Annotated in this window: 18 protein-coding genes; 5 read left to right on the top strand and 13 right to left on the bottom strand. The window is 66.7% G+C overall.

The window, feature by feature from the left end:
* Positions 1 to 77: 77 nt before the first annotated feature.
* From ABZS43_RS11925 to ABZS43_RS11900, 6 genes are all read right to left on the bottom strand, one after another.
* Positions 78 to 512, bottom strand: coding sequence for an acetyltransferase (locus ABZS43_RS11925; protein WP_355035849.1), 435 nt, complete (start codon positions 510 to 512; stop codon positions 78 to 80).
* A 391-nt stretch (positions 513 to 903) separates the two neighbouring features.
* Complete coding sequence (locus tag ABZS43_RS11920) at positions 904 to 2,307, bottom strand: MFS transporter (RefSeq protein WP_355035848.1); 1,404 nt, start codon at positions 2,305 to 2,307, stop codon at positions 904 to 906.
* A gap of 13 nt (positions 2,308 to 2,320) precedes the next feature.
* Entirely contained in the window at positions 2,321 to 4,162 is a 1,842-nt protein-coding gene (locus ABZS43_RS11915) for a glycoside hydrolase family 15 protein (protein WP_355035847.1), read from the bottom strand.
* A 360-nt stretch (positions 4,163 to 4,522) separates the two neighbouring features.
* On the bottom strand, positions 4,523 to 6,121 hold the full coding sequence (locus ABZS43_RS11910; RefSeq protein WP_355035846.1) for an MFS transporter: 1,599 nt from the start codon (positions 6,119 to 6,121) through the stop codon (positions 4,523 to 4,525).
* A gap of 49 nt (positions 6,122 to 6,170) precedes the next feature.
* Positions 6,171 to 8,555, bottom strand: a complete 2,385-nt coding sequence (locus tag ABZS43_RS11905) for a glycoside hydrolase family 3 C-terminal domain-containing protein (protein WP_355035845.1) — start codon at positions 8,553 to 8,555, stop codon at positions 6,171 to 6,173.
* Positions 8,556 to 8,575: 20 nt separating this feature from the next.
* On the bottom strand, positions 8,576 to 9,592 hold the full coding sequence (locus ABZS43_RS11900; protein WP_355035844.1) for a hypothetical protein: 1,017 nt from the start codon (positions 9,590 to 9,592) through the stop codon (positions 8,576 to 8,578).
* A 145-nt stretch (positions 9,593 to 9,737) separates the two neighbouring features.
* Between ABZS43_RS11900 and ABZS43_RS11895 the strand changes: the two genes are divergently transcribed.
* Positions 9,738 to 10,979: a helix-turn-helix transcriptional regulator gene (locus ABZS43_RS11895; RefSeq protein WP_355035843.1), complete on the top strand. Its 1,242-nt coding sequence runs from the start codon at positions 9,738 to 9,740 to the stop codon at positions 10,977 to 10,979.
* 22 nt (positions 10,980 to 11,001) lie between these two features.
* Here the strand turns inward: ABZS43_RS11895 and ABZS43_RS11890 are convergent, their stop codons facing one another.
* Genes ABZS43_RS11890 through ABZS43_RS11880 form a run of 3 tightly spaced genes read right to left on the bottom strand, consistent with a single transcriptional unit; the run spans position 11,002 to position 13,762 of the window.
* Entirely contained in the window at positions 11,002 to 11,610 is a 609-nt protein-coding gene (locus ABZS43_RS11890) for a DUF305 domain-containing protein (RefSeq protein ID WP_355035842.1), read from the bottom strand.
* Positions 11,607 to 13,157, bottom strand: coding sequence for a hypothetical protein (locus ABZS43_RS11885; RefSeq protein WP_355035841.1), 1,551 nt, complete (start codon positions 13,155 to 13,157; stop codon positions 11,607 to 11,609). The genes ABZS43_RS11890 and ABZS43_RS11885 overlap by 4 nt, the downstream gene beginning before the upstream one ends.
* Positions 13,154 to 13,762, bottom strand: a complete 609-nt coding sequence (locus ABZS43_RS11880) for a TetR/AcrR family transcriptional regulator (protein ID WP_355035840.1) — start codon at positions 13,760 to 13,762, stop codon at positions 13,154 to 13,156. The genes ABZS43_RS11885 and ABZS43_RS11880 overlap by 4 nt, the downstream gene beginning before the upstream one ends.
* 126 nt (positions 13,763 to 13,888) lie before the next feature.
* Here ABZS43_RS11880 and ABZS43_RS11875 point away from each other — a divergent pair, with 126 nt between their 5' ends.
* Both ABZS43_RS11875 and ABZS43_RS11870 read left to right on the top strand, forming a co-directional pair.
* Complete coding sequence (locus ABZS43_RS11875) at positions 13,889 to 15,001, top strand: hypothetical protein (RefSeq protein ID WP_355035839.1); 1,113 nt, start codon at positions 13,889 to 13,891, stop codon at positions 14,999 to 15,001.
* Positions 15,001 to 16,026 (top strand): phosphotransferase family protein, encoded by a 1,026-nt coding sequence (locus ABZS43_RS11870; protein WP_355035838.1) that lies wholly within the window; start codon positions 15,001 to 15,003, stop codon positions 16,024 to 16,026. The genes ABZS43_RS11875 and ABZS43_RS11870 overlap by 1 nt, the downstream gene beginning before the upstream one ends.
* A 90-nt stretch (positions 16,027 to 16,116) precedes the next feature.
* Here the strand turns inward: ABZS43_RS11870 and ABZS43_RS11865 are convergent, their stop codons facing one another.
* The 4 genes from ABZS43_RS11865 to ABZS43_RS11850 all read right to left on the bottom strand — a co-directional run bounded on the left by ABZS43_RS11865 (position 16,117) and on the right by ABZS43_RS11850 (position 19,117).
* On the bottom strand, positions 16,117 to 16,719 hold the full coding sequence (locus ABZS43_RS11865) for a carboxymuconolactone decarboxylase family protein (protein ID WP_355035837.1): 603 nt from the start codon (positions 16,717 to 16,719) through the stop codon (positions 16,117 to 16,119).
* A gap of 43 nt (positions 16,720 to 16,762) precedes the next feature.
* A complete protein-coding gene (locus tag ABZS43_RS11860) occupies positions 16,763 to 17,587 on the bottom strand; it encodes an SDR family NAD(P)-dependent oxidoreductase (RefSeq protein WP_355035836.1) in 825 nt (274 codons plus the stop codon).
* Positions 17,588 to 17,694: 107 nt separating this feature from the next.
* On the bottom strand, positions 17,695 to 18,258 hold the full coding sequence (locus ABZS43_RS11855) for a helix-turn-helix domain-containing protein (RefSeq protein ID WP_355035976.1): 564 nt from the start codon (positions 18,256 to 18,258) through the stop codon (positions 17,695 to 17,697).
* A gap of 277 nt (positions 18,259 to 18,535) precedes the next feature.
* Positions 18,536 to 19,117, bottom strand: coding sequence for a TetR family transcriptional regulator (locus tag ABZS43_RS11850; protein WP_355035975.1), 582 nt, complete (start codon positions 19,115 to 19,117; stop codon positions 18,536 to 18,538).
* A gap of 185 nt (positions 19,118 to 19,302) precedes the next feature.
* On the opposite strand from ABZS43_RS11850, the gene ABZS43_RS11845 reads away from it, so the two are divergent.
* Both ABZS43_RS11845 and ABZS43_RS11840 read left to right on the top strand, forming a co-directional pair.
* Positions 19,303 to 20,133 carry a mycofactocin-coupled SDR family oxidoreductase gene (locus ABZS43_RS11845; RefSeq protein WP_355035835.1) on the top strand — a complete coding sequence of 277 codons (831 nt, stop codon included), beginning with the start codon at positions 19,303 to 19,305 and terminating at the stop codon, positions 20,131 to 20,133.
* A gap of 7 nt (positions 20,134 to 20,140) precedes the next feature.
* On the top strand, positions 20,141 to 20,962 hold the full coding sequence (locus ABZS43_RS11840) for a mycofactocin-coupled SDR family oxidoreductase (protein WP_355035834.1): 822 nt from the start codon (positions 20,141 to 20,143) through the stop codon (positions 20,960 to 20,962).
* The last annotated feature ends 9 nt before the right edge of the window (positions 20,963 to 20,971 follow it).

The following is a 20,971-nucleotide window of genomic DNA, read 5'->3' as shown; positions in this document are numbered from 1 at the left end:
CTGTCGAGACCTGCGCGTTCGCCGAGTCCGGCGCATTGTTCACCGATGAACGAGGCGTCGAGGCCTTCGGCGAGGTGTCACCACCGTTCGGGCTGCCAAGTTGTGACAGCCCAGATGACCACTACGCTCAAGGCGATGATCACGATCGACCACGCGGGGTAATAGGGCAGGGCCAAGAAGTTCGCGAGGATCACCAACGACGCGATGCCCAGCGCGGTGTACCGACCCCACGCGGTTCCGAACAGCAATCCGAGTGCGCAGATCGCCGCCAAGACGCCGAGCACCAGATGAATCCAGCCCCACGTCGTGGTGTCGAACTTGTAGACGTAGTCGATCCCCGCGACATAGAGCTCGTCGTCCACCAGCGCGGAAATGCCCTGCAGGACGGAGACCACCGCCAGAATCAGGAGCATGCACGCCGCAGAGATGGATATCCCCCCAGCGATGCTCTGTTGCTGAAACGGCTCTTCGTCGGGCACGACGTTGTTCACAGCGGATGTATTGCCGGTCATATTCGACTCCTTGCCGGTACTGAGGGCTGGTGATGGAATTCGTGAATCCTGCGGCGTCGACCCGCTCTAATCCTTCCGGTCGACGGCGCCCTCCGAAACAACTCGGCCCGAACAACCCTGTCACCGATTCTCCCAGCTCGGTCTGCAATGCTACCCAGTTCGGTGGGATTGGTGATGAAATCAGTCGCTGTCTACTATTTCTCGGGCTCGTCGACCGGCGTAACAGGCATGCTGATCGAATTTCGACTCGGCGCGCAGCGCCCTGATCGCATGGGGGGGCTTCGCGGCCGGGAGATCGGCTGCCGCGTTCTGGTGGTTATCGAAAGTATTCGAAGTTTACCGGAAATTTGCCCACTGAAAAAGGCTGTTCGGAATCGGAACGAGACACGTGTCACCCGGCTTCGACACCTGATCCGGAGCGGCGACCGGAAACGGTGTGCCGCGGAAGGAATGTCGCGGCTGTGAACCCCGCGATTCCGACACCGGCGAGGGTGATCATCGCGGCGGCGTAGGCGCTGCCGGTGAGGTTGGCGACGAGGATGGTGCCCGCCACGGCGGTGCCGAGGGATGAGCCCAGATTCGACGCGCTGCGTGACAGTCCCGAGATTTCGCCCTGTTGGTCTTCGTCGAAACTGGATTGGACCACGGTGACCGATGGAGTGAGCATGGCGCCGAGTCCGAGTCCGATGAGCAGCAGGCCGGGTGCGAAGGCCCAGGGGTCGAGGGATCGGTCGGCCAGCGTGATCAGTGCGGCGACGCCGAGGACGCTGACGAAGAAGCCGGTCATGATCAGGGTGCGTTGGGTACGGCGGCGGGCGAAGCGTGCCGCGGCGAGCGAGGACGCGAGCAGCCCCAGGGTGGCGGCGGTGAAGATCACCCCGGTCTGGACGGCGTTGTATCCGCGCACGACCTGTAGGTAGGTCGCCACCACGAAGGATGTGCCCATCAGCAGCAGCCACTGGGTGAGTTGGGTGACCAGGCCCAGATTCGCGACGCGATTGCCGAACATGCTCGTGGCGATCAGCGGCTCACGGCCGGCGCGCTCCTTGGCGCGGATGCTCAGCACGAAACCTGCCAGCACCACCACACCCAGGATGATCAGCACCGACATCAGACGAATGTCGTTGTCGGCGGCTTGAATTCCGAGTACGACAAGGATCAGTCCTATCGCCGACAGCGCTGCTCCGGCGACATCGAAGGGTCGGCTCGGGTCCGGCGGTAGCGGGTCGACGATGCGGCGGCCGAGAACAGCGATCAACAAGACGACCAAGGCTTGGAACAGGAACGCCGCGCGCCAGCTCAGCGCGGTGGTGATGAGTCCGCCGATCAGCGGTCCCGCCGCGGCGCCGACGCCGCCCATGGCCATGATGGCCCCGAATGCTTTTGCCCGCGTGACTGTCTCGGTGAACAGCAGAGTCGTCAGAATATAGACCGGGGGGATCAGCAGTGCGGTGCCGACGCCCTCGAGAATGGAGTTGCCCAGGATCAGCACTCCCAGGCCCGGTGCGGCCGCGCTGAGTAGAGCCCCGACGCCGTACACAAGCAGACCTGTCAGGAAGCAGCGCCTGCGGCCGAACCGGTCGGTGAGTTTGCCGCCGGGGATCATCAGCGCGGCCATCACGAGCAGGAAGGTCGTGATGGCCACCTGAACACCTTGCACCGTGGTGTCCAGGTCGGTGCTGATGTCGTTGATCATCACGTTCATGTTCGAGCCCGCGAAACTACAGATGAACTGCGCCAGCGCGAGCGGAACCAGCACCCCGCGCGGGGCGCCGGTCACCCCGGAACCGGTCACCGGTGGCACCGGATCAGTCGCCCGTCGGCGCCGGCACGGCCTCTGCGCGATCGAGTGCGTCGTCCAGAGCTATGGCAGCGGCGACCAACGCCAAGTGGGTGAACGCCTGCGGAAAGTTGCCCAGCTGTTCGCCGGAGGGGCCGATCTCTTCGGCGAACAGGCCCACGTGGTTGGCGTAGGTGAGCATCTTGTCGAAGGCGTAGCGTGCCTGGTGCAGGCGCCCGGCGCGCGCGAGGGCTTCCACGTACAGGAAGCTGCACAGATTGAAGGTTCCTTCCGATCCGCGCAGGCCGTCGGGTGATGCCTCGGGGTCATACCGGTAGACCAGGCTGTCGCTGACCAGTTCGGCGTCCATCGCGTCCAGGGTGCTCAGCCACATCGCGTCCTTCGGGGACAGGAATCCCATGCGCGGCATGAGCAGCAGCGAGGCGTCGAGGACCTCGGTGGCGTAATGCTGGACGAATGCCTGGCGTTTCTCACTCCAGCCCCGGTCGATGATCTGTTCGAACACCGCGTCACGTTCCTTCGTCCACCGTGTCACATCGGCGGGCCGGGAAAACTCGGTCGCCATCCGAACACCGCGTTGAAACGCCACCCAGGTCATCAGCCGGCTGTAGGTGAATTCCTGACGGCCGCCTCGGGTTTCCCAGATCCCCTCGTCGGGACGGTCCCAGTTGTCGGCGAGCCAATCGAGCACCTTCGCGAACGCCTGCCAGCCCGCGATATCGCCGATATCGGCCCGGCTCACGGCATCGGCCATTTCGCCGTAGATATCGAGCTGGACCTGGTCGGCGGCCCCGTTCCCGACCCGTACCGGCGCCGAACCCTGGTATCCCTCCAGATGGTCGAGGATCTCTTCTTCCAGATGGGGGTCGCCATCGATGCGGTACATGATCTGGAGGGGATCACCCGAAGCGGTGGCCCCGGCCGCCACCCGGTCGCGCAGCCAGCGGCGGAAAGCGTAGGCCTCCTCGGTGAAACCGAGGTCGATCAGCGCGCGTACCGACAGCGAACCATCCCGGATCCAGGTGTAGCGGTAGTCCCAATTGCGTTCGCCCCCGACTTGTTCCGGCAATCCCATCGTGGCCGCGGCGATCGGTGCCCCTGTCGGCGCGTAGGTGAGCAGCTTGAGAGTGATCGCGGAGCGGTTGACCATGTCGCGCCAGCGCCCGCGATAGGTGGACGAGCGCAACCAGGTCTGCCAGAAGGAACGGCACCGTTCGAATTCGTCGGTGACGCTCGCCCATGTCGGTGCCGCCGAGACCGGACCACCGCTCGCCGTGGTGGTGAGCACGACCGCGGCCCGCTCACCCGCGGACAGTGTGAAACGCGCGGTGATGTCGTCGCCGTCGTTCTCCAGCGTGACGGGGCCGGTGGCCTGCAGATGCAGGTCGGCCCCGGGGGACTGGAAGACCGCGGTCTGCTTGTCCACGCACTCGAGAGTGTGCGTGGCGCGGCCGTAGTCGAACCGCGGGCGGCAATCGAGGGTGAAAGTCAGACTTCCCCGTACCACCCGGACGACCCGCACCAACCGGTGCCGATCGGTGGGTTCGGTGCCGAGGATCGGATCCATGAGGTCGGCGACCTCACCCACGCCGTCGGGCCCGGCGAACCGGGTGACAAGAACCGCGGTATCCGGCAGATAGAGCTGGCGGATGGTGACATTCTCGGCCGCGGGGTCCAATGCGACCCGGCAGTAGCCGCCACGTTCGCTGTCCAACAGCGAGGCGAAAACACTCGGTGAATCGAACCGCGGCGCACACCACCAGTCGATGGTGCCGGCCGAGGATACCAACGCCGCGGTCTGAAGATCGCCGACGACACCGTGCTCGGCGATCGGTGGGTACGTGCTCACAGGCACTCCTCTAGTCAGGTGCGAGAACTGGCGACAGTGTCAGCTCGGCGGTGGTCCTCTCGGTCCCTCCTGCCCGAAGTGCCGGAAGCACCGCGTTCACCGGTATCGGCGAACTGCCTTCTGTTCTCTCGGAGCCCGGACTACCGTTCGGCGGGGCGGGCACGGTGAGTCGAGATTCAGCACAGCACCCGACAGTGGTTTCCGCGTCACCCGGAACGGGTGAACCGCTCTACCGTGCGGACCGAGGTAGCGCTGTGGTGGTGGCCCGAACCCGCTGCTGTAGCCCACATACGCACCCATCGATCGGCGATGCGGTCGGAGCGTTCCGGCGATCGAAGACCGTCGGCCCGCACCGCGACGTCAGTGCGCGATACCGCCGGTGGCCGGGGTGCGGCCGTGCCGCATGATCCCGGCCAGGACCAGCGCGACGGTGGACGCGGCGGCGCAGACCCAGAAGCCGAGTTCGTAGCCGTGGTCGCCGAAGAGGTCGGGCAGCGGTGTCGGCGGCGTCGGCTCGCCGCCGACGCTGATCAGTGCTCGCATTCCGTTGGCGTGCAGGAACGCGGTGACGATGGCGAGGCCGACAGCGACGCCCATCGACTGCATCACCCCGAGCATGCCGAGGCTGATGCCCTGTTGCTCCTGCGGGACCGCCTCGACCATGAGGATCGGCATGCACGCGTAGTAGAAGCCGAACCCGATGCTGAGGAAGGAATTCACCACCAGGAACGCGGTGGTCGTGTGGGGCAGCACCGCGAAGGCGACGCCCGAGGCCGCGAAGATGGACAAGGCGGCGATCAGCGGGATCCGTGCGCCGATGCGCCCTGCGAGCAGACCGGCGAGCGCACCGCAGATCATCGTGACCACCGCACCGAGCAACGCGATCCGCACCGCGAATTCCAGCAGGGTGTAGCCGCTGCCGTAGGTGTACCCCGGATCGAGGGTGACCTGGACCGCTTCGGGCGGCAGCGGCTGACCGGTCAGCGCCGAGACATCGGCGAGGACGCCATGGTGTACGCCCGCGGTGACCGTCGCCTCATCGGGGCTCTGGGCCATGTACGCGATGGCGTAGGAGACGATGCCGATCTGCAACGAGGCGAACAGTGCGCCTGCCAGAACCAACGTGACGCGCGGGTGGAACAGCAATGTCATATCCATGATCGGCGTCGAGACCCGCTTCTCCACCACGACGAACAACACGAGCAGTGAGAGTCCCGCGATCAGCCATGCCAATGTTGTCGGCCTGGCCCAGCCCCAATCGTGGCCCTTGTCCACATAGATCAGCGTCAGTGCGGCGCCGCCGGACAGCAGTGCGGCGCCGCCGAGGTCGATCCGCTCGGTGACCCGGAGCTCGGATTCGGGCACGATCAGCCAGACCAGCGGGAACATCAGCACGGTGAATCCGGCCAGGCACCAGAAGATCGCCCGCCAGCTGTAGTTGTCGACGAGGAAACCGCCGAGCAGCGGCCCCGCGATGGAGGAGACGCCGAGGCCGGTCGCGGTGATGCCGAGGCCGAGCGGAACCATGGTGCGCGGCAGCAGGTCTCGGATCAGGCCGTAGGCGATGACCGCGGTGGCGATCGCGGTGGCCTGCAGGCATCGGCCGAACAGGAACACGCCCCAGTTCGATGTCGTCGCGTCGAGCACACAGCCGATGACGAACAGGGCGCCGCAGATGAGGAACATCCGCTTCTTGCCCCACACGTCACTCATCTTGCCGATCAACGGAGACGCGGCCGCGCCGATCAACCCGAAAACGATGATCGCCCAGTTGATATTCGCTCCGACGCCGGGGAAGGTCGGCGCGATCTTCTGTAGTGCGGCCGCGACGATCGTGTACTGCATCGGGGCGATCTCGGAGAACAGCACGATCACCGCCAGCACCGTGAAAATCCTTGTCCGCGAGGCGCCGTCGAGGCGACCGGTGTCGTTGTCGAGTGGGGAGGTACTGGTGGACATGGCAACGCTCCGTTGTTCGGGAACCGCGTTCGAGATGGTCGAGGGAGAATCAGCAGATGCGGGCGGTGTGGGGGAGGTCGCTGACCGAAGTTCCTACCTGCACGGTGAACTCGCCCGGCTCGGTTTCCCAGCCGGTGATTCCCCGATGTTGGAAAGCGCGTGCGGGCAGGGCGATGGTGACCGTGCGGGATTCACCCGGGGCCGAGGTGACGGTGCTGAAACCGGCCAGCCAGCGCACCGGACGGTCGATGCCACTGTCCGGACGCGACAGGTAGGCCTGGACGACCTGCTTGCCGGGGCGGTCGCCGGTGTTGGTGACGGTGAGGGTCAGCTCGCGCCCGGTGACGACGAGATCGCTTGTCGCCCATGTGGTGTAGCCGAGACCGTGGCCGAACGGGTAGGCCGGTTCGATACCCGCGCGCAACCATGCGCGATAACCGATGTGGATGCTCTCGGTGTAGTCGAGGACACCGTCGACGGGGATGGTGTTCACGACCGGGACATCGGCCATGGTCTTGGGCCAGGTGGTCGGCAGTCGACCGCCCGGTTCGACTACGCCGGTGAGGATATCGGCCAGCGCCGCACCGAACTCCTGGCCGGGGAACCAGGCCAGCAGCACGGCGGCGACGTCGTCGCGCCACGGCATTTCCACCGGCGCACCGGAATTGACGACGACCACGGTGCGCGGATTCACCGCGGCGACGGCGGTGACGAGTTCGTCCTGGCGACCTGGCAATCGCAGCGAGGTGCGGTCGACTCCTTCGCTCTCGATCTGTTCGGTCGTGCCGACCACGACAACAGCCACCGAGGCCGCCCGCGCCAGCTCGACCGCTGCGGCGAACTCCTCGTCGTCGGCGCGCTGGGGACGCCGGATACCGAGTGTCGCACCGAGGATGATGCCGAGGCCGGGCATCGCCGCCTCGATGCTGGTCACGACCAGCACATCGACTTCCTCGCCGAGGGCGAGCGTGCGGGTCACCCGACGTTGGGGTGGGTTGAGCAGCGCCGCCGCCGGATCACCGGATTCCAGGGCGACGTTCTCGTCCAGCACGGTCTCACCGTCGATGTCGAGCCGGATGTGGCCGACGCCGCCGAAACCGATCTGCCAGTCACCGGCGGTGTCGGCGCGCAGCCGGGTACGCAACTCGACCGTGTCCGATCCCGCGGCCAGTGGTTCGCCGAGCAGGACCAGTCGGCTGCTGGTCCGATGCTGTGTGCCGAGCACGGTGTCGCCGGCCAGGTAGCGCGCGGACAGCCCTGGTTCGCCGGTCTCGGGGTCGGTCATGATCGCCAGTGGAGCGGGGACCAGATCCTCGGACAGGTGCACGCCCGCGGTGTGGGTCAGCGGCAGGCGACCGGTCAGCCCTTCCACCGGGGTGGTGGTGTGGCCGGGGATCACGGTCGCGCTGCCGCCGCCGAGGAAGCGTGGTTCGCTGGCCGACGGGCCGAGCACGGCGAGGTCGGTGCGCGGCGCGAGCGGCAGCACACCGTCGTTGCGCACCAGGACCATCGCCTGCGCGGCGACTCGACGCACCAGGTCCTGCGCCTGCGCGTCGCTGAAAGCCGGTGTCGGCCGCGCGGTCCCGTCCAAGGCGCCGACGCGGATCGCGAACCGGAGGATGCGGCGCACCTTGTCATCGATGGCCGATTCGGCGATCTCGCCGGAGCGGATCTTCTCGGCCAGCGGCTCGCCCCACAGGTACGGCGGGCCGGGCATGCACAGATCGGTGCCCATGGCCGCGCTTTCGGTGGTGCGTACGGCGGTCCAGTCCGAGACCACGACACCGTCGAATCCCCAGGCGCCCTTGAGTGGTTTGTCGAGGAGAGGGTTCTCGGTCATGGTGATGCCGTTGACGGCGTTGTAGGCGTCCATCAGCATCCAGGCACCCGCCTCGACGGTCCGCTCGAACGGGTACAGGTACACCTCGTGCAACGCGCGGTCATCGACATGGACGTCGACGGTGAAGCGGTCGGTCTCGGAATCGTTGGCCACGTAGTGTTTCGGGCATGCGCTCACCCCGTGCGCCTGCACAGCCCGCACATAGGCGCCGGCCATCTCGGCGGTGAGCAGCGGGTCCTCGGAGAAACACTCGAAATGCCTGCCGCCCAGCGGAGAACGATGCAGGTTCATGGTCGGGCCGAGCACCGCGTAGACGTTCTTGCGGCGGGCTTCGGCGGCGATCAGGGCGCCGATGTCATCGAGGAGCGTCGGGTCCCAGGTCGAGGCGAGCGCGGTGCCCGAGGGCAGGCTCACCGAGGGATCGCTCTCGTCCCAGTTCTCGCCGCGCACACCGGACGGCCCGTCCGACACGGGCATCTCGGCCAGCCCGATCGCGGGGTCACCGGCCATTCGGAACAGGCTCGCGCCGGAGATCAGCGCCAGCTTGCCCTCCAGGTCCAGCTCGGCGAGTAATTGCTCGATACGGTCTTCCACGAAAAGCAGCCTTCTGTCGATCAGCGGGTGATGGTGCTGGCCTGTTCGGACCAGTGGGGGTTGCGCAGCAGTTCGCCGGTCTCGGCCAGGAACGCTTGTCGGGCGGTCGAATCGCCTCGTAGCCTGTCCATGAACCAGGCGGTCAGATAGCCGAGGTAGCGGTCGACGCCTTCGGTGCAGCTGTAGTTGGTGCACTCCGGTTGGCCCTGGATGTCGTTGTGCTGGGCGCCAACCAGCGTGGCGCGGGCTTTGGGCAGGTCGGCGGGCAGCGCGTCGTAGTACGCCCGCGTCGACTGCATACCGATCAGATCGGGTGAGAGCGACTGCGTCGCCGGGGAGACGCCATCGGCCGAACCGTTGACCAGCAGTACCGAGCCCGAGGTCACTGCGGCGGGGTCGATGCAGGCGCTGTGGCCGTCGACGGACGGCAGCGACGGACAGACCGCCGACAGCGGCATCTCGAGTGTCACCGCGGTACCGACGGCGCCGCCTCCACGCGCCAGCGCGTTGAACGCGCCGAGGCCACCTTGCGAATGGCCCATCGCACCGACCGAGCCGGTATCGATCTTGCCGCCGAAGACGCTGTTCGGGTCGCTGTTCTGTCGGGCCAGATACCGCTCGGCGTCGAGCATCTGAATGCCGGTACCGGTGTCGGTCCGGTCGGCGGCGATGACCACGAATCCCCACGACGCGAGGTGCGACAGCAGGTACGCGTAGTGGCGAGGGTGTGCCGCGGTGCCGTTGCCCCAGGTGATGACCGGGTGGACGACGCCGCCCGCCCCGAGGTCGGCCGGATACCAGATGTCGTATCCCTCGCCGGTCGAGGTGCAGCAGTCGACGCCGGTTCGCTCGGCCACCGCCCAGGGGCCCGGCGCGTAGTAGGCGGCTTCGACCGGAGCGGCGGGCTGGTAGGACGGCGCCGCCGCAGCGGCTGTCACTGCGGTCGACGCGGCGACGAGCAGCGCGACGGAGGTCAGCGTGACGCGGGCGCTGTTACGACGCCGCCGCCGATCGGGCAGGACAGTTCTGTTGCTCACGGTCTCGGACGATAGGGCGGTGAATAGGCGCGCGAGCCGCGCCGAGCCGTCTTGCAGACAGTTGCAGACACCCGACGACAGGGACTACCGGCGACGTATTCTCGAGGGTGATGAACGAGTCGACCCGCACCGCCGCGGACCTCGTATGAGCGAGGTCGGCTCGGCGCTGCGTGTCGCGCGAACGGCCGCGGGGATCAGCCTGCAGGGCATGGCCGCGCGAACGAACTATTCGAAGCCGTATCTGGGCCAGCTGGAGACGGGGGCCCGGGTGGTGCGGGCCGAGCACGTGACCGCCTACGAGTCGGCCTTGCACACGTCGTTGGATCATCTGCGCGTCCGGCTGACCGCGGAGTCGGTCAGCGAGCTCGACGATCTGCCCGGACAACTGCGGTCGCTGCTGTTGCCGCCCGTCGCGCACGCGCGCGGTGACAACGCCACATTCGCCGCGGCGGAGCAGGCGGCCGCCGAGCACCTGGTGACCTGGGCGCGTGGCAGGCAATGGGGCGACGGACCCGCGCCGCACCGCGCGGTCGTGGCCTGGCTGACGGCGAATCTGCCTCGTTTACAGCAGCTTTCGGCCGCAGGCAGGCATGGACGCGCCCTGCGGGTCGGCGCGGAGCTGGCCGATATCGCGGCCGCCATGAGCTGGGACGTCGAGGACATCACCGCCGCGCGCCGGTATTCGGTGGTCGCCGCCCGGCTGGCTCACGCGGCAGGCGACACGGTGCTGACCGCCGCGATCCTCACCGCGTCGACCTGGCAGCTCCTCGACAACGGCAGGCCCGTGGAAGGGCTGGAGGTGGCCCAGCTCGCCCAGTATCTGGCGCGGCGCACCGCGACGCCCCTGCTGAGAGTCGCCCTGGCCGAGCTGGAAACCTATGCGCAGGGCATTCTCGGTGAACGTGCCGCTTTCCAGCGCGCGATCGTCGTCGCCGCCGAATGCCGTCGCGAAGCCGCCGAGACCGCGGCCGGTGATACGGCCGCCGACCGCAGTCTCACCGCGGCCACCGTGGGCATGATCCTCGGACCGCGTCGGGACTGGCCGGGGCCGGGGCAACAGTCGCGGCTACTCGGCAACAGCTACCGTCACCTCATCGCGACCCGCCCCGATCTGGCCCGCATCGCCTTCGAAGATTCGATACCGCTGCCGCAGGATTTCGTGACACCGGCGATGGCGGGAATCTCCTCGGCACGCCTCCAGTTGATGCTCGGCGAGCCCGAATACGCCGCCGAACAGGTCGGTTTCGCGGTGTCGCGGTGCGGACGACCGATCGGCCGCACAGCCGCCCGGCTGTCGGACTTCCTGCACGAGTCGGCCGAATTCGCCTCGGTCCCCGCAGTCGGCGAGGTCCGCTCGATGATCCGCGAGCTGATCGCGCACCGCTGAGTTGTCGGCGTTCGGTTGGCGCTCAGTCCGTCGCGCCGTGCCGGGTGATCAGCAGGCCGATGACCCCGGACTCCTGGCTCTGCGTGCTGATCATGTCGCGCGCGGCATGTTCGACCGGGCCACCGGTGGACAGCTGGTCGAACGCCTGGGCCATGGCGATTCCGCCCTGGTGATGGCGGTACATCAGGCGCAGGAACATCGCTTCGGCTTCGGCGCCGCGAACTCGGGTGAGGGCGTCGAGGTCGGCGCGGGTGGCCATGCCGGGCATGGTCGTCGATGCGGCGGTGTGGTGACCGGTGGGCATCCACGCCATGGGGTGCGGGTTGGTCGGCGTCGCCCCGGCCAGCCGTAGCCAGCCGAGCATCATGCCGATCTCCATGCGCTGGGCATCGGCGATCTGGTCGGCCAGTCGCCGCACGGTGGGGTCGACGTCGGCGGCGAGGCGCTCGACCAGGATCAGTGCCTGCTGATGGTGACCGGTCATATCCTGCGCGAAGCCGACCTCGGTCGGAGTCAATACCGTTGTGGGAGCGGCGGTCTCGGGCACGACGAGCGGTCGCATGGCCGCGCCGAGCACCAGCAGGAACAGGACCGACGCGGCGGCGGCGCCGAGCAGCGCCCGCCGGCTCATGAGCCGACCGTCGAGTGCTGGTCGGCGGGCGGGGTGTACACGTCGGGGGACAACCGCAGGGTGAGCAGGCCGTTGTCGGCGCAGGCGGTCCACAGTTGGTCGCCGCGCCACTCGGGGGCGGAGAAACACCAGTCGGTGGACAGGTCGCCGAAGGCGACATCGCCGGTGCGTGAGCTCTGTACCTGCTCGGGATCGAGAACACCCGCCTCGACGGCCTGCAGCACCGACGGTGCGCTGAGCAAGGGCACGCCGATGATCGAGGCCAAGGCGTGCGGGGAGTTCCACAGTTCGCTGTTGTGGCCGGTGCGCGCGGGCGGGTTGTAGTAGGCGATCTCGCGTACCCGGAAAGGATCGCGCACGTCGAACACGCGGATACCGGAGGAGATCCAGCCGCACGCCAGCGCGGTGGGGTTCACCGGTCGGTCGGCCGAGCAGTAGTGCGCGTCGTAGGCGAAGATCGACCCGCCCATCCCGGAGGCGAGCGCGCTGTCACGGTGGCGCTGCAGGTTGATCTCCAACTTGATCGAGTTCACCACGCGCGGATGTGTGTCATCGGAGATATCGATGAGTTTGACACCGCCGGATCCGGCCTCGTCGGCGCTGAACAGGTAGGGCACGCCGTGGTAGGTGACGGGGACATTCTGCTGGGTCGCCCAGCCGTCGGTCCAGGTCAGCTGGGCGATGATCGGCACCTGCGGGTCGGGGTCGCGGCGCTGCACCGCGGAGGTGTCGAGGATCGTCAGCCCGCCCATATTGTCGGCCAGGTACAGGCGGTTGCCGTCGGCGCGCAGCCCCATCCCGTGCATGGACTGGCCCGGCATGCCCTGCCAGATCACGCGGGGATCGGCCGGATCGGTCAGGTCGACGGCGCTGACGATGCCGGGGATGACGCCCGAGGCCCAATAGGTGCGGCCGTCGGGGGAGAAGCCGCCTTCGTGTGCCGTGATCGGGACCGGCAGGCTCGGGTCGGTGCCGGGGCCCGGGTTCAGCAGGCGCGGGTGCGCGCAGTCGGAGATGTCGTAGACCGAGATCAGCCCGGCTCCGGTCATCGCCGGAACTCCGGTGCCGACCAGCAACTTTCGTGTGGCGTTGACCTTGAGACTCTCCCAGGTTCCCGCCAGCATGGCGGGTTCGGTGAGCGTGGTGGTGAGTACCGGGTTCGCTGGATCGGCGACGTCGATCACCTGCACACCCTGCGCGGGACCGAGCAGGGTGCCGGGGAAGAAGCTGCCGAGGTAGACACAGTGCTCGAATTGCGTCGAGGTGATCCCGGCGCCGCGGCCCGCGTAGCCGCCGCCGCGGCTGATGTTGCAGCGGTAGCCCTGGGTGCTGCGGCCGCTGTCGCGCTCGGCGGCGGGCACGTCGCCCTGTAGGCCGGGCTCGGGCAGCGAGTCGCCCGCGCAGTCGGCACGGGTGACGGCGGTATCGGCGATGTCGCGGTTTTCCAGGACGACACCGGGAGAGTCGGGTTGCGCGTCGCTGATCGCCGAGGGAACCAGCAGCACAGCCGCGGCGGCGAGAAGCAGGCGTCGGTAAGGGGTTCTCATGTCGAACTCTCGTGGTCGGTGGCCAGTGTGACCAGCGCCGCGGCGGTCCGGCGGCAGAAACGCTCGCCGTCCTCGTCGCCGCGGGTCAGGGCGCGCAGCAGCGTTGCGCCGCGCAGGAATTCGAAGATCACGTCGGGATCGCAGCCGGGGGCGGCCTGACCGGACTCGATCGCCGCGTCGAGCGTCACGCGCAGAGCGGCCCGGGCGAGGTCTTCGCCGCGTTCTCGCAGTCGTCGGTAGCTCTGCTCGTCGTCGTGGTAGGCCGAGAGCAGGCCCGGGATGCCCGAACGGGCCGCGGGATGGGTGGCGGCGGCGAAGAACAACTGTGTCCAGGCGAGCAGATCCTCGCGAATATCGCCGGTCGGGGGTGGGACGGCGCCGGTGTCGAGTGCGAAGATCGCGTCCTCCACGAGGTGGATCTTGTTGGGCCAACGGCGGTAGATCGAGGTGGCTACCACCCCCGCCCGCCGCGCGACCCCCTGGATGGTGGTGGCCTGGAAACCCTGTTCCACCAACAGTTCCTGGGTGGCCCGCAGTACCTGCTCGTCCAGTTGTGGGTCGCGCGGGCGGCCCGGCCCCTGTCGGACCTCGCTCTGTTCGGTCACCGATCAAACCTCCTTCGACGTGGGCCGAGCGTAGCCGACATCGCGTTTTTTGAAAAACGCTTCATCGCGTATTCAAATTGGGCTAACTTGAAACGCGTTCTACTTTCTCTCCCCGAAGGAATATCGATGCTGACTCCGCAGGACGAACTGCTCTGCCACCAACTGCCCACCACCTTCGACCACGTCGCCCAGAGCGATCTGCGCTGGACCGAGCGCATCGTGCTCTACGGTTTCGACACCACCGGCCGGGTGAGCGTGATGACCGGCATGGCTCGCTACCCCAACCGCAACGTCATGGACGCCTACGCCATGGTGACCGTCGACGGCAAGGCCCACGTGGTTCGGCTCTCGCGCGAGATCGGCGGCAACTACGACGATCTCGGCGCGTGGCAGGTCGGCCCCTACCGCTACGAGATCACCGAACCGCTGCGCGGGGTACGCGCCACCCTCGGCGACAACGACCACGGCCTGCGCCTGCACCTCGACTTCCGTGGCCGGTTCCCCGCCTACGAACAGGAACCCGCGTTCTTTCGCACCCGGGGCCGGGTCCGCGAGGATGCCCGCCGCTACTACCAGAACGGCGCTGTCTCCGGCTGGCTCGAGGTGGACGGTGAACGCATCGAGATCGATCCCGGCACCTGGTGGTTCGGCCGCGACCACTCGTGGGGCACTCGGCACGGCGGCGGCGGTGGCAGCCTCGGCGAGGGCGGCGGTCTGCAACCCTCGGAGATCCCCGACGGGGTCCTGTACTTCATGGGAATCTTCCAGTTCGACGACGAGTTGGCGCATTTCGCGCAGCGCGAGACCGCCGACGGACAGCGTTGGCATTTCGAAGGTTCCATCCAGCAGCCCATCGAGGCCGCGGCGGCGACCGTGCCGATCGTCGGCGTCACCCACGACCTCGAGTTCCGTGAGGACTTCCGGATCGTGTCCGGCGGGACGTTCACCGCGAACGCCGCCGACGGCACCACCCGATCCTTCACCGTCACGCCGCTCTCGGATTTCTGGCCGGGGCTGGCCGGTTACGACATGTATCGCGGCTACGCGTCGGGCATCTGGAAGGGCCCGTCCTACAGCGACGGGTTCACCGTCGATCTCGGCGATACCGACGAACTGCGTCAGGTCAGCATGCTGACCGAGACCTTCTGCAAGGTCGACAGCGACGGAAAGATCGGCTACGGGCTGGTGGAGATGGTGTTCATGGGTCGCAACGCCCGCTACGGGTACGAGGGCTACTGATGACCGAACGTCCCACCGCAGAGGATCTGCCGCTCGCGGCGGACCCCGTGCTGCGCACCATATTCCCCGGCGCAGAGTCGGCCGAGATACGGAATTGGACGGCCAGCCCGCGCGGCTTGGCCACCGAAACGTTCCTGTTCGACCTCGCGCACGAGGCCGCCACGGTATCGCTGGTGCTGCGCAGGCCCCCCGAGGTGGCGTTGTTTCCCGATTACGACCTGCTACGACAGGTGCTGGTCATGCGACGTCTCGCCGATACCCCCATCGCCGTTCCCGCCGTCCGCTGGCTCGACCGAGATGACACCGCGCTCGGCAGCCCGTACTTCGTGATGGACCGCATCGAGGGCAGCGCTCCCGGCGATCTGCCGTCCTATCACTCGGCCGGGCTGTACTTCGACGCCGAACCGGCGCAGCGGGCCCAGATGTGGTGGGGCTGCGTCGACACCATCGCCGAGATCCATCAACTCGACTGGCGTGCGCTGAACCTGAACTTCCTGACCTTCCCCCAGTTCGGCGCAGCCCCGCTCGAACAGCTCATCGGCTACATCGAATCCGCGCTGGCCTGGGCCTCGGACGCGCAGCCTCCCGCCCTGCGCCGCGCGACGAAATGGTTGCGCGCCAACCTCTACGAACCCGAACACCTCACCCTGTGCTGGGGCGACGCCCGCATGTCGAACATCCTCTACGACAGGGAATTCCGGGTCAACGGTGTCCTCGACTGGGAGATCACCTACATCGGCGACCACGAGGCCGACCTCGCCTGGATGCTGTTCCTGGACTGGGCGTGTTCGCAACACCAAGGCGTCGAACGACTTCCTGGCACGCCCACCCGGGAGGAAACCATCGCACGCTACGAGGAACGCAGCGGGATGAAAGTCCGCAACCTGCGCTACAACGAGATACTCGCGGCCGTCCTGCTCAGCATCCCGCTGCTGCGCATGGCCCACCGGCTGCGACTTCCGGCGGAGATCGATGTGACCGCGTTCTGTGCCACGCGGATCGAGGAATTGCTGTTCGACGCCTAGATTCAGCACCTACTCGCGCAACCGCGCGCCCGACGCCTACCGGTGAGTGGGCGAGGGCGCCCGGTTCTTGTGCGCGAAATCGGCGCCCGACTACTGGGCCCGCTGCTCACTCGGCCCACCGCGTGGCGGGCGGAGGTCGTCGTCCAGATCGAGTTCGAAAGACCGCGACATCCGTGCGAGCCCGTCGTAGGCGGTGACCGTGTAGATGAGGTCGAGCAGCTGCTGGGTATCGAAGTCGGCGCGCAGGCTGTGCCAGGTGCTCGGACCGATGACGCCGTCGATGATGAGGTCATCGACGGACCGCAACAGCGCGGCGTCCTGATCGCTCCAGAACGGCGCCTGGGGGCCGAAGGCTACGCGCGCGATCTCCTCATCGGTGAGGCCGGCGTCATGTGCCATACAAAGATGTTGTGCCCATTCGTAATTGGATGAACGCACGGCTGCGACGCGCAGCACGATCATTTCGCGTTGGCGCTCGCTGAGAGTGGTCGCTCGGAGCACATGGCCGTTGAAGGTGAAGAACGCGCGGGCGAGGGCGGGATGGTGTGCGAAGGTGCCGAGTATGTTTCGGGCCGCCGGGCGGTTCTCCTGGATCGGCTGCGGATATCGAGGTTCCGGCGGAACCATGGCCGCCAACGCGCCGCGCATTGTTTTCGGCCACTCGGCCAAGGGCAGGGGCTCGATTCGGGCCATATCAGATCGGAATCCTTCATTATCTATGCCACACGGGAACGTGTCAGGCGAGCAGGCTGCTGGCGTCGACATTCAGGGGAATGCCTGTGACGTAAGCGGATTCGTCGGATGCCAGGAACGCGACGACGTCGTTGATGTCGGGTAGACCGCCCAAACCGACGCGCATTCTGTTCGTCGTTCGTGCGACTGCTTCGAGGTCCGCGGAGTCCGGATCGTCCGGATTCAAACGGGACTTCGGCACAGCGTCATCCGCGAAAATCGGCGCGCCGGCATCGGCCGGGTGAATCGAATTGCAGCGGATGGAATGAGGCGCCAACTCGATAGCGAAACTACGCATCATCCTGATCACGCCCGGTGTGGACGCGATGTAGGGGTCGGTGCTGAGCCCATCGAGTGGATTGGTCAAGACGATGGTCCCCCGCCCAGTCGACAGAAGATGGGGGACAACGGCTTTCACGGTCTTCCAAACACCCGACACGGCGAGATCGATCCGATTCGCCCCGTTCCGCCCGCTGGGCCCGTCCGGTACCTCACCGCCATTGCCGATACCCGCGTTCGCCACGACGATATCGAGTCGACCCAACTGCTCCACGGCGTTGTCCACCTCGCGCAGGAGTGCGTCACTGTTACGGATATCGACCTGAGCGGTCACTACGCGCCTGCCTTGCTGCTTCACCAGCTCGGCGGTAGCGGCCAGATCCGTCGGCGTGGAGGGTGGAATGTCGCCACCGGTTCCGCTGACCGGTGCGCAGATATCGATCGCGATCACGTCCGCGCCTTCGCGGGCCAAGCGCACCGCATGGCTGCGTCCTTGTCCCCGTGCCGCGCCCGTGACCAAAGCAACCTTGCCGTCAACTCGCCCACTCATGAAATACCTCGTTCGATCCGATGGCACGCACAGACACTCGCACTCCCGATCAACTAGCACTGATCGATCGATCAAACCTTCACATATCCTCGTGGTCGTGTCAACGGTCACACGGCCGGTTCGTCGCTGGGTTCGGTGAGAGGTGGGGACAGGCGGAACCGCGCGATCATGCCTTCCATGAAGGCGCGCAACTCCTCGTGTCCCTGCCGCATCCCCACCGCTCCCTCGTTGCAGATGATGCGCGCCGCTCCGGTGAGCAGGATGGACATCACGACCGGCGGGAACCGTTGCAGGTCCAGCCCGTGAGCGCGCATCACGAGAGTGACCGCGGTGGTCTCGATGTCGCGGACCCGCTCGGCGTAGGACTTGAGTTCGTCGGCGATCATCTTGCGATGGTTGGCCAAGGCCATGAACTCGGTGTTGAGTGCCGTGTACCGAGTATCGGTGTTGATCAGCCATAATGCCCGCAATGGATCGTCATCGGTGATCGCTTGACGCATGCGAGCAAGGGAGAGTTCCGCGCCGTTTCGCATCACCGCGACGAGTAGGTCTTCCATCGTCGGAAAGTAGTAGTACAACAGCGCCGAGCGCACTCCCACCTCCGCGGCCACCCGTCGGGTAGTCACGGCCGCGTACCCCTCGGTGCGCATGATCTCGGCGGTCGCCTCCATGAGGCGCTGGCGTGTGTCCGCCTTGGCGCCCTTCGGGGCGCGCTGGTCGGTCACGCCGAACCGACACAGTCGTTCGAGCCGGCGCCGGCGCCGGGTTTCGACGCCCTCGTGCGGGCATGACATCCAACAGAGTCCATGGACCACCCTAACATTGATCAAACGATCAAATATTAGTGGTGTATCCAGGCTCTGATAGTGAACGAATCGCTGTCGGTGCGGTCACGCGACAGCTCGGGGACGAGGATGGAGTCGGTCGGGTCGGGGCGATCCTTCGGCGCTATCGAGGTCCATGCGTTGCTTCGTAGCCGGTGGTCAACCAGTACACGGCGCGGTCGACGGCGGGCACGATCGCCGTCGCCGCGATTTCTCCGCGTGCGACGCGGCCGAGAAGTCCGTAGACCAGGCTGGTGAGGATTGTGTCCAGGTCCTGGATGAATTCGGCGTCGATATCGACCAGTACCGCCATCGCGGCGGGGACGACTGCGTCGAGTCCGTGGCTGACCAAGGTTTCCCCGCCCGTGGAGGATCGCGCGCGGAAGTAGGCGACGAGCAAACCGGGGTGGCGCTCCCAGGGTTCGAAGATCGGGCGTAGCACTCGCATGAGGGCGATGTGGAGGGAGTCTCCAGGGCTCGGGCTGGATGTGGGTAGTCCCGCGTAGCGGTTCTCCTTCATCCACCAGTCCAGCGCGGCGAGGATGAGTTCGTCTCGCGTGCTGTAGAGCTTGTATATCTTGGCCAGCGACACACGAGCGCGCCGGGCGACCACCCGTACCTGCACCGCGTCGTAGCCCTCGGTCTCGAGGATGTCGATGACTGTTTCGCGAATGCGCTGCTCACCCTCCCCGACGGCCGATTCCATGACCGCGTCGTAGCGTTCAGTCAATCCTTCCGACTCCTTCCCTCCCGGCAGTCGAACTGCTACTCTCCCTGAGTGGTATCCAAGATACCACAGTTCAAGCGCAGATTTGCGTTCAAATATGGTCGCGTTCTCCTCGTGAAGCAACCGGGGCGACGCGAATCTACTCGGCACCGAAGCGAGGATTGATGGGTTCGTTGGACGGCAAAGTCGCCTTCATCACCGGAGTGGCGCGAGGGCAGGGCCGCAGTCACGCGGTCCGGCTGGCCAGTGAGGGCGCCGACATCATCGGCGTGGACATCTGCACGGATATCGCGTCCAACAGCTATCCCATGGCTAGCCGGGAGGAGCTCGAGGAAACGATCGCGCTCGTCGAGGCACAGGGACGCCGCATGATCGGCGCGGTCGCGGACGTGCGGGACTTTCTCGCGCTCCGCGACGCGTTGAACGCGGGCGTGGCCGAGCTCGGGCGTCTGGACATCGTATGCGCGAACGCGGGCATCGCACCGTTGTCGCTGGAAGAGGTCCCGATCGAGACCGAACTCGAGCAGTGGGCCGATGTAGTCGGTGTGAACATGTCCGGCGCGTTCCACACCGCTCGCGCTGCCATCCCGCACCTGATCGCGGGTGGCCGTGGCGGTTCCATCGTGTTCACCAGTTCCACCGCCGGTCTTGTGGGTATGGGCGGCATGGATGGCGGCGGACTCGGCTACGCCGCGTCCAAGCACGGCATCGTGGGAATCATGCGGTGTCTGGCAAATGGCTTGGCATCACACAGTATTCGCGTCAACACCGTGCACCCGACGGCGGTGAACACCATGATGGCGGTCAATCCCCAGATGATGGAATGGGCGGCCAACAACCCCGACGGCGGTCCGCACCTGATGAACCCGATGCCCGTCGCGATGCTCGAGCCCCAGGACATCAGCGCGGCGATCGCCTTCCTCGCCTCGGACGAAGGCAGATACATCACCGGCGTGACCCTGCCCGTCGACGCCGGCTTCACCAACAAGCTGTGAGGACGCGATGACCGAGCACACGCGACCGCCGGGACGTGCGGCGGGCAAACGCGTCCTGATCACCGGCGCCGCCCGCGGAATGGGCCGCAGCCACGCCGTGCGGCTCGCCGACGAGGGCGCCGATGTCATCCTGATCGATATCTGCCGGTCGCTCCCGGAACTCGAGTACCCGCTCGCTACGCCGGACGATCTCGCCGAAACAGCGCGGCTGGTGGAGAACTACGGTCGCCGTGCGATTACCGCGGTGGTCGACATCCGTGACGCCGAGGCGCTGAGCAGCGCCGTCGACGACGGGGTCGCCCAGCTCGGCGGGCTGGACGCGGTCGTGTCCAACGCTGGGGTACTGACCGCCGCGACCTGGGATATGACGACGTCTCAACAATGGCGCACGGTCGTCGATGTCAATCTCATCGGCACCTGGAATACCTGCGCCGCCGCGCTTCCGTATCTGGTCGATCATGGTGGCAGCATCGTCAACATCAGTTCGGCGGCGGGTCTGAAAGGCACACCGCTGCACACCCCCTACACCGCGTCCAAACACGGCGTCGTCGGGTTGAGTCGTGCGCTGGCCAATGAGCTTGCCGCGCACAGTGTTCGGGTCAATACCGTGCATCCGACCGGGGTGCCGACCGGCATGTCGCCGGAATCGCTGTTCGGACTGCTCTCACAGGTGCGCCCGGATCTGGCGCCGCTGTTCGGCAACGCGCTGCCGGTCGTGATGACCGAGGCCATCGACATCAGCAACGCCGTGCTCTACCTGATATCCGACGAAGCCCGGCATGTCACCGGGATGGAGTTCAAGGTCGACGCCGGTGTGACGCTCAAATGAAAGCGAAGG

It is taken from the genome of Nocardia sp. NPDC005366, assembly GCF_040606855.1.
Classification (GTDB): domain Bacteria; phylum Actinomycetota; class Actinomycetes; order Mycobacteriales; family Mycobacteriaceae; genus Nocardia.
Note: the sequence above shows the minus strand (reverse complement) of the source record. Positions and strands in the feature narration are given on the sequence as shown.